General features: G+C 44.4%; 13 protein-coding genes. 3 read left to right on the top strand and 10 right to left on the bottom strand.

The window, feature by feature from the left end; translation table 11 throughout:
• Nucleotides 1-45 precede the first annotated feature (45 nt).
• The 8 genes from ACYFDN_RS11965 to ACYFDN_RS11930 form a co-directional block, all read right to left on the bottom strand.
• A complete protein-coding gene (locus ACYFDN_RS11965) occupies nucleotides 46-687 on the bottom strand; it encodes a PEP-CTERM sorting domain-containing protein (RefSeq protein ID WP_483511281.1) in 642 nt (213 codons plus the stop codon).
• Nucleotides 688-902: 215 nt separating this feature from the next.
• The gene (locus tag ACYFDN_RS11960) at nucleotides 903-1874 is read right to left on the bottom strand and encodes a magnesium transporter CorA family protein (RefSeq protein WP_483511279.1); all 972 of its coding nucleotides are present in this window, start codon (nucleotides 1872-1874) and stop codon (nucleotides 903-905) included.
• A gap of 42 nt (nucleotides 1875-1916) precedes the next feature.
• Nucleotides 1917-3287, bottom strand: a complete 1371-nt coding sequence (locus ACYFDN_RS11955; protein WP_483511278.1) for a magnesium transporter — start codon at nucleotides 3285-3287, stop codon at nucleotides 1917-1919.
• A 69-nt stretch (nucleotides 3288-3356) separates the two neighbouring features.
• Nucleotides 3357-3782, bottom strand: a complete 426-nt coding sequence (locus ACYFDN_RS11950; RefSeq protein WP_406609770.1) for an ATP-dependent zinc protease family protein — start codon at nucleotides 3780-3782, stop codon at nucleotides 3357-3359.
• Complete coding sequence (locus ACYFDN_RS11945; RefSeq protein WP_152783088.1) at nucleotides 3775-4329, bottom strand: mechanosensitive ion channel domain-containing protein; 555 nt, start codon at nucleotides 4327-4329, stop codon at nucleotides 3775-3777. The genes ACYFDN_RS11950 and ACYFDN_RS11945 overlap by 8 nt, the downstream gene beginning before the upstream one ends.
• A gap of 13 nt (nucleotides 4330-4342) precedes the next feature.
• On the bottom strand, nucleotides 4343-5365 hold the full coding sequence (locus ACYFDN_RS11940; RefSeq protein ID WP_221075133.1) for a succinylglutamate desuccinylase/aspartoacylase family protein: 1023 nt from the start codon (nucleotides 5363-5365) through the stop codon (nucleotides 4343-4345).
• Nucleotides 5366-5397: 32 nt separating this feature from the next.
• Entirely contained in the window at nucleotides 5398-6303 is a 906-nt protein-coding gene (gene rimK / locus ACYFDN_RS11935) for a 30S ribosomal protein S6--L-glutamate ligase (protein ID WP_152783092.1), read from the bottom strand.
• A 36-nt stretch (nucleotides 6304-6339) separates the two neighbouring features.
• Nucleotides 6340-6696 carry a MaoP family protein gene (locus ACYFDN_RS11930; RefSeq protein ID WP_472589417.1) on the bottom strand — a complete coding sequence of 119 codons (357 nt, stop codon included), beginning with the start codon at nucleotides 6694-6696 and terminating at the stop codon, nucleotides 6340-6342.
• 153 nt (nucleotides 6697-6849) lie between these two features.
• Between ACYFDN_RS11930 and ACYFDN_RS11925 the strand changes: the two genes are divergently transcribed.
• The gene (locus ACYFDN_RS11925) at nucleotides 6850-7743 is read left to right on the top strand and encodes a LysR family transcriptional regulator (RefSeq protein ID WP_483511277.1); all 894 of its coding nucleotides are present in this window, start codon (nucleotides 6850-6852) and stop codon (nucleotides 7741-7743) included.
• Nucleotide 7744: 1 nt separating this feature from the next.
• On the opposite strand, the gene ACYFDN_RS11920 is transcribed toward ACYFDN_RS11925, so the two are convergent.
• A complete protein-coding gene (locus ACYFDN_RS11920) occupies nucleotides 7745-8512 on the bottom strand; it encodes a hypothetical protein (RefSeq protein ID WP_483511276.1) in 768 nt (255 codons plus the stop codon).
• A gap of 102 nt (nucleotides 8513-8614) precedes the next feature.
• Nucleotides 8615-9508: a LysR family transcriptional regulator gene (locus ACYFDN_RS11915; protein WP_338622459.1), complete on the bottom strand. Its 894-nt coding sequence runs from the start codon at nucleotides 9506-9508 to the stop codon at nucleotides 8615-8617.
• A 127-nt stretch (nucleotides 9509-9635) separates the two neighbouring features.
• On the opposite strand from ACYFDN_RS11915, the gene ACYFDN_RS11910 reads away from it, so the two are divergent.
• Nucleotides 9636-10850, top strand: coding sequence for a DUF3179 domain-containing (seleno)protein (locus ACYFDN_RS11910; RefSeq protein ID WP_483511275.1), 1215 nt, complete (start codon nucleotides 9636-9638; stop codon nucleotides 10848-10850).
• 242 nt (nucleotides 10851-11092) lie between these two features.
• Nucleotides 11093-12919, top strand: coding sequence for an ABC transporter ATP-binding protein (locus ACYFDN_RS11905; protein ID WP_483511274.1), 1827 nt, complete (start codon nucleotides 11093-11095; stop codon nucleotides 12917-12919).
• Nucleotides 12920-12943: the final 24 nt, after the last annotated feature.

Genomic DNA, 12943 nt, shown 5'->3' with positions numbered 1-12943 from the left:
AACCCGCCTTGAAGCGGGTTTCTTGTTGGTGAATAGCGGTTATGTTTAGCGCTGTTTACGTCTAAACATTAGACCGGCAAAAGCTAAACCGAAAATAGCTAAAGTGCTAGGTTCTGGTACTGCAGTCACAGGAGAAAATGAGCTAACATCAAAGGCCACTTCATTAATGTTACTTGAGTTACTGTGGATAGATAGATGTTCAATTCGGACGTAGCGGCCAATACCATCTAGCAAATCAAATACTTGACCAGTAGCTTGGTCAAAGTTGGCGGTGAAAGAGCCTAAATCAAGCGCGCTAGAAAACGCTGCGTTATCGTCAATTAATACTCTGAAATCTTTAACACCAAAGATGAAATTGGCATTCCATAGTGCAAAACGGTGAAGGTTATAAACTGCACCTAAGTCAAAATCGGTATAGCCTAAGGTATCGGTTGCGCCCCACCACTGGTTCGGTGCGGTATTAATAACCGATTGGCTACTTGGATTGTAGGTATCAAAGTCAGTTACACCACTTACAAAGGTAGTATTAAGGCCCGATTGATCAATCGTATTGTTAATATCTCCAGCAAATCGAGTGCCCATATTAGTACTAACATCTACTGCCGAAAGAATCACGCCAGCTTGCGCCGATAGGTTGGTAAGTAATCCAAATACTAAACTACATAGTATTAACTTAGCTTTTTTCAATTTTTTTATCCCTTGTTTGGCTAAAAATCACATTTTTAGATGTGATTTCGATAGCAAGTTTTAAGCCAATAAAAAATTACCTTTATTTCAATCTCTTATGCAATTTTACATATGATTGAGAAAAAAGATGTAAAGAAATCTGACGTGCTACTTTTGGGGTAAGTAGATGATTTGGATGCACATAAATAGATGGTAGCACTACGGCTTACGGCAGCCTAAAACCAGCGCTTCCATTTAAATATGGCAATTAGTGATACTGCAATTAGCAGCATTGTGCCAAGCAAAATGAAGTAGCCATTTGGGTGATGAAGTTCGGGTATCACTTCAAAATTCATTCCGTAAATGCCGGCTAAAAAACTTAAAGGGACAAAGATGGCAGTAATTAAGGTTAATACCCGCATGGTGTTGTTAAGTTTGTGCGAACTTATCGATAAGTAACCATCCACTAAATCACCGCAAATGTCGTAATACATGCTGCTAAGGCTATGCAATCGTTCGAAGCGCTCGTGTAAGTCTTGCAGCACCGGTTGATCTATCGCTATGTTGTTTACACTTTGTTCTTGCTCGAGATGCAGTAGCTTTTTACTTAGGCTGAGGTGGTAACTAAAAATTCGGTTTAGTCGAAGAATGTCGGTTTTATAGCGAGTAATTGTGCTGAGCAATTGGTCGTCTCCATGACTACTTAATTGCTCTTCTAATTCACTTAGTTGGTCTTCAAATTCTAGCAACTGGTTTAAATACAAGGTTGAGGCACTGTGCATTATTCGGCTGGCTAAACTTAATGGGTGCTGTAAGTATTTATGAAAGGGCTGTTGTAACAGGTTTTCTATGCCCTGCGACTGACCATCGTGCAGAGTAATGAGATAGTTTTTGCCTACAAACATGGCCAGCTGCATATGCTCAAACTTTAAATCACCAATACAGTGCTGAATGCCTCGATAAAGCATGAATATTTGTTCGTCAAACAGCTCTATTTTCGGTGGGTGGCGAGGACGAAAGGTATCGATTATTGCTAAAGGGTGGCACGCAAAGCGCTTAAGTAATTGCTCGGCTTTGGCATGACTAAAGCTGCGCAAGTCAATATCAATCCAGATAGTGCCTGCCTCTTGTTCTAACCATGGACCAATTTGCTGCTCGTCGCCTTGTATCGGCGCGTCGCCTTTATGGCTTAACCAAGTTCTAATCATTGTGTGCCTTTTAGCTATTTAGTTGCATTTTTTGTGGGAGGTTTAGCCCATTAATAATAGTGAGGCTAGGCCAAGAAAAGCCACAAAACCTACGATGTCGGTCACGGTGGTTAAAATTACCGAGCCGGCAACGGCTGGGTCAATTTTCATTTTTTTAAGTATAAACGGAATCATTGTGGCAGACGCTGCTGCGGCCAAGCTATTGAGCACAATGGCCACAAAGATAACTGCACCTAAAGCGGCAGATTTAAACCACAGGCTAACCACTAGAGCGATGACCAGACCCAAGACTAAGCCGTTGAATGCGGCAATCTTTAACTCTTTGTTAAGTAGAAGCTTTAGGTTACTTTGCTGTAAGTGATTAAGCGCTATACCGCGCAAGGCTACCGCCAAGGTTTGGCTGCCCGCAATACCGCCCATGCTAGCCACCACCGGCATTAATATCGCCAGTGCCACTAACTGTTGGAGCGCTCCTTCAAACAAGCCAATTACCCAAGAGGCCAAAAACGCCGTAGCTAAATTGGTGGTTAGCCAAATCGCGCGCATTTTGGCGGCGGTAGGCACTGGGGTAAACAAATCTTCTTCATCGGATGGTGTATCGATAATCGCAACATCTAAACTGCGCTCTTGCAGCCATTGCACTATGTTGGATAAGGCTATAGCCCCGACAATTTTTCCGTCTTTTTGTACTGGGTTCCAAGCATGGCCTGGCACCATGTTCAACGATAAGGATACATCGGCCAGCATTTGCTGGTGGTCAAATACCTCAATGTTCTGGCTAAGCTCAGTAAGTTTAGTAGTGTCGGCAGAGTTGGCGATGTCGGTCATGCTGCAAGCACCCTGAAACTGCCCTTGGGCATCCACCAAGTATACCGCCACATGCTTGTCGGTTTGAGCGCTCAAACGCTGCTTAATTCTTGCTACCGTTGAGTTGGGGCGTGCACGTAGTATGTGAGTATCTACATAACGGCCAATTTGCTCATCATCGTAACTTAGCGCATCTTGCAGCTGTGCCGCGCTAAGCTCGTCTTGTTGCTCAAGATAGATCTCCACCATCGACTCGGGAAGAAAGTCAGCAAATTCAACAATTTCGGTATCGCTTATGGTTTGCTGTAGCGCGTTTAGCTGTGATTGATTAAATAGCTCGAAGAAGTGTTTAACGGTTTCATATTGCATGAGATGCAATATGTCCCAGTAACGCTCGGTCGCTAGCTGAGGCCAGATATGTTGACGATAGTTATCGGGTAAAGACTCAAGCAAATTAGCCAATACCGCATTGTCGTATTGGCTTATAAAGCTAAGCTCGGCAGCGGGCTGCTCTTGTTCAAGAACGTCCAAAACGCGGCGAAGCGCCGCATCATGATGACCATCAAAGGTTTGTTGGTTGGAGCTTGCTAGGTTTTCGCTGGTCATTGGCTAAGTCCTTGTGTTTACGGCTTATTAAGTGCTGGTATTCCTTATTTTGGCGCTGGTTAGTTAATGTTAACTGTTTACCAGAAAGCTTTGAGCAGGGTCTACCAACACTTTATCGCCCATGCCTTGTCGACCTAACAACATTAAGTAGGTCATGTCTTGGCGGTTACTTAAGGTTATCTCAATGGGCCAAATATGTTCGCCCAGCTGAAAACGCGTTTGTATAACATAACGTTGCTCCACGTCACCATTAGATGACTTGATTTTCCTGGTGTCGTAAATAGGTGCACTACAACGGCAAACTTGTTCCAGGTTATAAATGTCTGGGTGCAAATCAAAGCTAATGTGCGGTTTGCCGTTAACTTTAGTTTGCTCCAGATTATCTACGTGTAAAGCCGAGGTTTTTGCCCCGGTATCAACTCTAACCGGTAAATCATTAATGCCTAAGTCTGGCAAGTTACAGGTTTCTAAGTTGCCAATTACCAGTTTATTCACCGCTTACTTCCTCTTCGTAACCTTGCGCTTTTGGTTTGGAATCTACTGCGCGAGTAGGTTGGTGCTCACCAATGACCACGGCTTTTTGAAAGACCATGGCATTTGGAAAGGTGAGCTTAGAGCCATTTTCGGCCAGCAAAATAACGTGGAACAAGGTGATTTCTTCTAAACGCCCTTCAACTGAGTTATCGCCATCTAGGATCTTAACTTGGTTACCAACCCGGTAAGGAAAAAAGAAAAACACAATAATGCTGGCGGTGACATTGCTTAAAATCGACCACTGAGCAAACAAGGCTACGCCAATAACGGCAAATACCGAGGACAAAAATACCCCAAAATCATTAAAACCTAGATCGCTAACCAGGCTAACCACTAGTGCCAGTATTAATACTAGAGCACTGCGCAGCACCCAACTAACATAGTGGATCCGTGTTTTAGCAATATTGCGTGCTGCTCCGTAGTTAAGCACCAATGTATTTACTTTGCTTTGCGCGACATAAAAAATCGCAAATGCTACAACGATTAGTAAAAAGGTATTAATACTCATTGTTTAGCTTCTCCTATTGAGGATGTTGAACAGCGTTGATAACAGGATTTATGGACTCTTGCCAGTTTTCGATCTGTTCGGCAACTTCATCTTGTTCTGCTCCAAAATACGCAAGGTGATACATCGCATCGCCCTCCTGAACTAAGGGGATATTCTGCTTGCCGATTACAATGCCCGAGCGCTTTGCCTTCACTTTACTGATTAGCTCACCAAAGGGGCTATTTATTTCGGCCAAAATATCACCGGCTTCAACCAAATCACCTAACTGAGTCGTTTCACTGACTATGCCGCTGGCAGATGCGCGTAACCACGCGCTGTTATAGGCAATGTACGGTGAGGTTTTTTTAGTGCTACGGCGTTTTTTAACCATGCCTAAATGTGACAGTACTTTTAATATGCCTTTCACACCGCTTTGAATCGATAACTCATCAAAACGCAGTGCTTCTCCAGCTTCGTAAAGCAGGATCTTGGTATTGTTATCTACTGCCGCTTCGCGTAACGAGCCATCACGTAAATCGGCATTAAGTAACACCGGCACGCCAAAGGCCTCGGCCAATAACTTGGTTTCGGGGTCTTTTAGGTTGGCTCTAATTTGCGGCAAGTTAGAGCGATGAATCGCACCGGTGTGTAGATCTATCCCATAGTCACAATGGGCGACAATTTCAGTTAAGAAAATATGCGCCAAACGCCCGGCCAACGAGCCTTTTTCTGAGCCAGGAAAGCAGCGATTTAAGTCGCGTCTGTCTGGCATATAACGGCTTTGATTAAGCACCCCATAAATATTCACCATTGGCACAGCAATTAAGCAGCCTTTGGTGATTTTAAAGCTTGGCGAGCGGGTTAAACGGCGAATTATTTCTATGCCATTTAGCTCATCGCCATGCACTGCGGCGCTTACAAATACCGTTGGGCCTGGTCGTTTGGCGCGGGTAATTAGCACTGGAATCGAAATATTCGTGTCGGTATATAATTTGGCCACGGGGATTTCGATATGTTTTTGCTCTCCCGGTTTTATTTCTGTTCCAGCGATAATCATGTTTTTTGCCTCATTGTTTGACGCTTGGCTTTTTAGCCTTTTCCACGGGTTTTAGTGGCAAAAGGTTTGGCGTTTTTTTCGATAAATTCAAATACCATACCGGCAACATCTTTGCCGGTGGCGGTTTCTATGCCTTCTAAGCCGGGGGAGGAGTTTACTTCCATCACCACTGGCCCGTTGTTTGACTGTAAAATGTCTACACCACATAAGTTTAAGCCCATAGCTTTAGCCGCATTTACCGCCGTGGCGCGTTCTTCTTTAGTTAAACGCACTAGCTGAGCTGCGCCGCCTCGGTGTAAGTTTGAGCGAAACTCGCCTTCTGCAGCTTGGCGTTTCATTGCTGCGACTACCTTGCCGCCAACCACTAAACAACGAATGTCGGCACCGCCAGCTTCTTTAATAAACTCCTGAACCAAGATATTGGCTTTTAAACCCATAAACGCTTCGATCACGCTTTCGGCTGCCTTGTTGGTTTCGGCTAACACCACGCCGATACCTTGGGTGCCTTCTAGCAGTTTAATCACTAACGGAGCGCCGCCCACGTTTTTGATTAGATCCTGAATTTTGTCAGGTTTGCTGGCAAAACCAGTGCGCGGTAAGCCAATGCCCTTACGTGACAATAACTGTAGCGAACGCAATTTGTCGCGCGAGCGGCTAATCGCCACCGACTCGTTAACACAAAAGGTGCCCATCATTTCAAATTGGCGTACTACCGCGGTGCCATAAAAGGTAATTGATGAGCCAATTCGCGGGATTACCGCATCATACTTGGGCAGCACTTCACCGTTATACCGTACCGTTGGTTTGCTACTGGTTATGTCCATATAGCAGTGCAAGGTATCGATAATGTCTACTTGGTGCCCACGAGCTTCACCGGCTTCCTTTAAGCGGCGGGTGGAGTAGAGGTTTTCGCCTCGAGATAAAATTGCTATACGCATTGTTCAGTCCTAATGGTTAAAAGTTCAGCCTGTTTGCTAATCATCTTCAGTGATAAATGTTTCATCTTCATTTTCTAAATTATCAGTAGTTGATTTACTGCGACTGTTTAAGGTATGGAAGCTGCGGCGTTTATGTGCAAGAGCGTTGTACTTCATCCATACTTTTTCTAGCTTTGTCTCCGGTTCCAGTTGCTGGTTGCACACTAATAAAAAACGTTTCTCTTGCTCTCCCTCTGGGAGTATTTCTCCAGCATCTATGGCGCGCATGGTTTCGCCGTATAAGCTAAGTAATTCTGATTCCATCAAGGTGAAATCACCTGATTTACTAAAACCGTGCTTAAAACGCTTGTCGTCGTAAAAACGTTTGTTGCCAAAGCGAAAATCGATAATCATGAGGTCACTCCAACTGAAAGTTAAGGCTGCTTAGGCAGCAGGAAAAGTTGGCTGCAAGGTAGTGACTATTACGGAAACAAGAAAACGAATTGTTTTTGTCGTAACAACAAAATTTGTTTGTTAACCTCAGCTTAGCTGAGGAGATATAAATCGATGGATGTAAAAGTATTCCGAACGTTTTTGGAAGTGGCCAAAGTAAAACACTTTGGGCGGGCTTCAGAGAATTTATATATTACCCAGGCGGCAGTGAGCGCCCGAATCAAGCAGTTAGAAAGCTATTTTGATACCCAGCTTTTTATTCGAGACCGCAATGCCATTAAACTCACCAGCTCTGGTGAACGTTTAATTACTTATGCTGAAAATATGGTGCGAACCTTAGAGCAATCTAAAGCTGAGTTATTGCTTAGCAAAGCCCATGCAATTCAACTCGCATTAGCAGGCACACCAAATAGCTGGGATGCTTTTTTGCAACACGGCTTAAGTGTGATTACCGAGGTGTTTAGCGGCTATGCGTTTAGCGCAGAAACCATGGGGCGTGAGCAAATGCACCGCGCATTATTAGAGCGCACTTTAGATATTGGGGTGGGTTTTGACGCCCTAAAATCTGATGAACTGGCAAGCAGCCAAGTGGCCCAACTATCATTGTTATTGGTGTCCACCACACCGCAGTTGCAGCAACAAGCGCTAGACAAGGGCTATGTGTATGTAGATTGGGGCAGTCGTTTTGCCTCAGAACATGCGCTGCGCCATAGTAATACTGCTCCGCCTTTCTTGCGTACTTCTACTGGCCGCATCGCTCTAGATTTTATTCTAGAAAAAGGTGGTGCTTGTTACTTGCCAGAGTCGATGGTGGCTCCGTTTATCGATAGCCAGCAGTTATGTTTGGTTGAAGACGCCGAGCCTTGGCTAAGGCCTGTGTATCTAAGTTATCGCAAAGACTCTGCTGCGCTTGAGCAAATCAAGCAGGTGGAAACACTGTTGGATAACAGTGAGCCCACCAGTCCGTTTGTGTTGCAACAAGCCGGAGATACTCCTCCTGCCGAGTAACTTAACTGTTCATAGGGGCGGTTAAGGTGAAGTCGATTAAGCTGTCTTTGGGCAACTCAATGTCATTGCCTTGAGTTATGACCGAAGCTCCTACACCTACTTTAGCACCATTTTTAGCGCCATCGCTGCCGTTAATTAAACCACCAATAGCTGCCGCTCGTGCGGTTTTTCCCACAGTATCTCCTGCGGTATTACTGCCACTTGAACTTAATACATCGGTTTGAATATCGTGCATTTGGTCGTTGATGCGAATATTGGTAAGGGTAATGCTCATACTGGCAGAGCCTGCTAAACGACCCGCTTTTTTAACTTCACTTAATTGGCCATAAACGGTACTACCTCGTGGTGCTACTAAGGCATCTCCGGCCATTAGGTCGGCTTCTAACACCGCCGTAAAACGCTGGCCAGTTTCATGTTGGCGAGTATTTACGCCTTCGCTCATACGCACCGTTAGCATAGTGCCTGCAGGCACGGTTACAGGCTCTTGGTTAGCCTCGGTATTTACAGTTGCGCTAGTTTGGTTGGTTTCGGTAAAGCTACTAATGGTGGCGCCATCTTCTGGGGTATCACTAAAACTAATATTTTGCACCTGTTCGGTTGGCAGCTTTACTTCAATACCATGCATGTCTAAAACCAGCTCGTCGGCATTTTGCGACACAATGGCACCTTGGATGGAGCGACCATCTTTTAGCTGTACCGTAGCGGCATGAGCTGAACTTGAAATAAGGCCAGCGAAGATAAGTGCGTAAAGGGAAGCTTTAATTTTCATTGAGTGTTTCCTGCAATGGACTGGTTAAGTTGAGCCCATTGTAGGTAAGCTTAAGTGGCTTAAAAATCCATCAAGGTGAAATCCATTGTTCCACCAAATGGACTAATTAAGGTTGTTTTGCCAAAAGGCCTGCACTTTGTCGATAAACACTGCGACTTTGGCGGGAAGAAATTGTCGCGAATGATAAATAGCGTAAATGTAACCACTAAGTTGTTGCGGCTGAGCATAGGCTTTAACTAAGCGCCCTTGTTTAATTAACTCTTTTGATAGAATATCCGGCACCAGTGCGATCCCCTTATCTTGCAAGCATAAATCTAAACCTAGGTCGGGGTTTTGAACGCTAAAAAATGGCGAGACAGGCTGTGATATTAGTTCGTTGTTATGTTCAAATCGCCAGGAGTGAGTGGGTGCTTGTGACACTGAGTTAAAGATAATGCGGTGTTTATCTACGTCACTGGGTACTTGAAGTAGCCCATTTTTAGCAATGTAAGTGGGGCTGGCGTAGTAGTCATATTTTATGGTGGCTATTCGCCTCGCAATCAGTGAAGAGTCTTTAGGTTCATCCACATGAAACATAATGTCGTAGCGGGTTGAGGTTTGCTCTTCTTGGCGCCCTTCACTGCTGTATGCTTCAAACTTAAGCTCTGGGTATTGGTTGATCATCTCAATCACTACCGGCCAAAAAATGCGTAACAGAGTATTGGGGATGAAGATGCTTAAGGTGCCGCTGGGGTGCTGGTTTTGTTGCTGGGTGTTTTGTTCTAGCTGTTTAGCTTGGTTTAGCAATTCTTCACAGCCTTTTAGGTAATTAATACCCACTTCAGTCAAACTTAAGCTGCGGGTTGTGCGGGCTAACAGCTTTACCCCAAGGTGTTTTTCTAGATTGGTGATACGTCGACTAATGGTTGATTTGGGGATGTTGGTAAAGTCTGCCGCCTTGGTAAAACTGCCTTGTTTTGCCAAGTTAACAAATAACTCCATGTCTTCTAAATTCACAGTCATTCCCTTTTATTGTTTCGTTTCATTATATGCAACAATCAGTTTCGCTGTCGTAGATTTTTCTCATAAAGCTTGGCGCATACACTGACTTCAGTTTAACGATAGTTGTTCACAGAGGTGTTTTATGATTTCAACAATACTGATTGGTTTAGGCTTAGCGATTGCTTTGTATCACGCATTTATCATTTTTATTGAACTAGGTGATTTTGGGCAATGGGTCTTAAGATCTACACGCAGCAAAACTATGCGAGCTTGGCACAAACGCAAAAGCCTGAGCCGAAATACTCTGCTAGCTTTGGCTGCTTCTTGGGGGCTTTGGTTCGCGTTAAATAGCCCAATTACTGTGGTAATGATGTTGGTTGTTAGTGCTCTGATATTAGGCATGTACTTCACTGGCGCGATTAACCCCGACATTATGATGCGTGCTCGCCAAGAAAACGCGGTTTTTGTTAATCCAGAGCAAGCCCAGCATTACTATCGCGATGATGAAAGTGTGTTGGTCTACGAATACGACGGTCAAGCGCGTGCGCATTCAGATAAGCAGTTAGTTCGTCCCCATATTGTAGGAGACCAAGCTGAAGGTCCGGCTAATGTTGTAATGACTTATTGTGGTCTAACAAACTTAGGCATGGCGATGATTCCTGAAATTGATGGTCAAGCCTTGTCACTGCGTCCGGTATTGCAGCTAGAAAATAACTTAGTCATGGCTGATGCAAATTCAGACCAGCCTATTCAGCAGCTATGGGGGCGTAAAGAGTGTGATGTAAACGCAGGTATTGATAATGCAATGCAGCAAGTCGCAACCTTTAGAATGCCTTTTTCAAAGTTTAAGCAGGCTTACCCCAATGGTTTGGTATTTGTGAACGATTACCAAGTGAAGGGCATGCGCACCAGCTTTTGGAAGAACCCTCTTCTATTTGTTTATGACCGAGCTATCGAACTAATTTTTAGTTTGGCTATTGATGCACAGCATAAGTTCGACAAACCGGTTTTTCCAACCATTAAGCATGTCGATGATCGTTTACCGAACAAGCGTTTAGTATGGGCATTTAATATTGGTGAGCATTACATGGCCTATACCGAAGAGTTTGTTATTAGCCAAGGTGGTTTAATTAATCTAGTGGTAGACGGCAAAGACATTGTGGTGAGTTACAACCAAGAAATGGAAAGCTTAGGCGTGTTTTATAACCATACCTCGCAAGCTGTTAAACAACTAGATTTCTTAGGCTATTTAGAAAATGGCGATAGGTTAGAGCGAGTCGAAACCTTAAAAGCTGGTATTTTTTGGGTGGTGTGGGCAAATTTCTTTCCACAAACAGAGCTAAACGTAAGTAAATAAACGCCAATAATTAGCACCTAACTATCCGTAGAAGAGACTAACTGCCTAGAGTTAGTCTCTTTTTTTGTTATTTTTTATAGCTGTAAACATAACTTGAGACGGGTGAGCAAAAAGAATCTTCTAAACGCTAAGTATTTGTCGTTTATTGGTCAGTAAGGCTGCGCATATTTGACAAAGTACGCTACAGTACAAATGCGAGTTAATTCGTTGTAACACCAAGATTTATTACAAGGAATGTCTAGATGTTTAGTTTTTTTGAAGGGCTCACCGTTCCATTTCCAAAACAAGAGCCTAAACAACCACCTAAAGGTTTATATCAATTTTGTCGTCACTATTGTGCTGGCATGGGTAAGCCTTTGTTATTTATGTCGGTGGTATCGGCCTTAATTGCTATTTGCGAAGTTGCTTTGTTTGGTTTTATGGGGCAATTAGTTGATTGGCTGGGCACTAAAGATCCCGCTACCTTTTTCAGCGAAGAGGCAGCAACCTTATGGATGATGGGGCTCACCTTGTTGGTGGTAATGCCGCTGCTGATTTTGTTGGATTCTCTGTTGATTCACCAAGCCTTGTTGGGCAATTTCCCAATGGCGATTCGCTGGTCGGCTCACCGTTATTTGCTGCGCCAGAGCGTGTCATTTTTTGCTAATGACTTTGCCGGACGAGTAGCCACTAAAGTTATGCAAACTTCATTAGCTGTGCGCGAAACAGTGATGAAGCTGCTCGACCTGATGGTGTACATCTTGGTTTATTTTGCCGCCATGGTGGTGCTGGTGGCGCAAGCTGATATTCGACTCATATGGCCGATGTTGCTGTGGCTTTGTGCTTATATTGGGGTGCAGTTGTACTTTGTGCCTAAGTTAAAACGTATTTCTACCGAACAGGCTAATGCCCGCTCATTGATGAGTGGTCGAATTGTTGATAGCTACACCAACATCGCAACGGTAAAGCTGTTTTCGCATAGCCAGCGTGAAGCAGATTATGCCCAAGAAGGGATGGACGCTTTTTTGGTTACCGTGCACAAACAAATGCGTTTAGTGACCGGCCTTAACTTTTCGGTGCAACTGTCTAACTATCTGCTTACCTTTGGTATTGCTGCTTTGTCTATTTATTTGTGGACCTTGGGCGATGTATCGGTGGGCGCTATTGCGGTAGCGATTGCTTTGGTATTGCGCCTTAATGGCATGGCGCAGTGGATTATGTGGGAAATTGGTTCTTTGTTTGAAAACATTGGCACCGTGGCCGATGGCATGACTACCTTAACCACCAAGCAAACTATTACCGATAAAAAGGATGCCAAGCCAATTAACGTGACCGAAAGCCGCATTCATTATCGCGATATTCGCTTTCACTACGGTGAGCAAAGTGGCGTGATTGATAAGCTTAACTTGCAAATTAAAGCGGGTGAAAAGATCGGTCTAGTAGGGCGCTCGGGTGCCGGTAAAACCACCTTGGTTAATTTATTGCTGCGTTTTCATGATGTGGAAGGCGGCGCTATTTTGATCGACGATCAAGATATTAGCCAAGTGACCCAAGATAGCCTGCGGGCGCAAATTGGTATGGTGACGCAAGATACGTCGCTATTGCATCGCTCGGTGCGCGACAATATTTTGTATGGGCGTCCCGACGCAAGCGAAGAGCAAATGATTGAGGCTGCCAAGCAAGCTAAAGCCCATGAGTTTATTTTAAGCCTTAGCGACCAAGACGGTCGTACTGGTTACGACGCCCATGTAGGCGAGCGCGGGGTTAAGCTTTCGGGCGGTCAGCGCCAGCGAATTGCGATTACCCGGGTACTGCTAAAAGATGCGCCTATTTTAGTCTTAGACGAAGCGACTTCGGCGCTAGATTCTGAAGTAGAAGCGGCAATTCAAACCAGTTTGAATCAGTTGATGGAAGGTAAAACGGTGATCGCAATTGCGCACCGCTTATCAACGATTGCCGCCATGGACCGTTTAATTGTGCTAGATAAAGGCGAGATTGTAGAGCAAGGCAGCCATGCCGAGTTAATCAAAGGTGACGGTATTTATAGTCAGCTTTGGGCACATCAAACCGGTGGTTTTTTGGGTGACTAAGCCTGATAGCTAGTTTCGGAAAGC

This window comes from Agarivorans sp. D1326 (assembly GCF_056958115.1).
The sequence above is the reverse complement of the archived record's forward strand: the minus strand, read 5'-3'. Positions and strand labels throughout refer to the sequence as shown.

Bases quoted from the DNA above. Each gene is read 5' to 3' on its own strand.
- ACYFDN_RS11960 (WP_483511279.1), bottom strand. From the start codon at position 1,874: ATGATTAGAACTTGGTTAAGCCATAAAGGCGACGCGCCGATACAAGGC.
- ACYFDN_RS11955 (WP_483511278.1), bottom strand. From the start codon at position 3,287: ATGACCAGCGAAAACCTAGCAAGCTCCAACCAACAAACCTTTGATGGT.
- ACYFDN_RS11945 (WP_152783088.1), bottom strand. From the start codon at position 4,329: ATGAGTATTAATACCTTTTTACTAATCGTTGTAGCATTTGCGATTTTT.
- ACYFDN_RS11940 (WP_221075133.1), bottom strand. From the start codon at position 5,365: ATGATTATCGCTGGAACAGAAATAAAACCGGGAGAGCAAAAACATATC.
- rimK (WP_152783092.1), bottom strand. From the start codon at position 6,303: ATGCGTATAGCAATTTTATCTCGAGGCGAAAACCTCTACTCCACCCGC.
- ACYFDN_RS11930 (WP_472589417.1), bottom strand. From the start codon at position 6,696: ATGATTATCGATTTTCGCTTTGGCAACAAACGTTTTTACGACGACAAG.
- ACYFDN_RS11925 (WP_483511277.1), top strand. From the start codon at position 6,850: ATGGATGTAAAAGTATTCCGAACGTTTTTGGAAGTGGCCAAAGTAAAA.
- ACYFDN_RS11920 (WP_483511276.1), bottom strand. From the start codon at position 8,512: ATGAAAATTAAAGCTTCCCTTTACGCACTTATCTTCGCTGGCCTTATT.
- ACYFDN_RS11910 (WP_483511275.1), top strand. From the start codon at position 9,636: ATGATTTCAACAATACTGATTGGTTTAGGCTTAGCGATTGCTTTGTAT.
- ACYFDN_RS11905 (WP_483511274.1), top strand. From the start codon at position 11,093: ATGTTTAGTTTTTTTGAAGGGCTCACCGTTCCATTTCCAAAACAAGAG.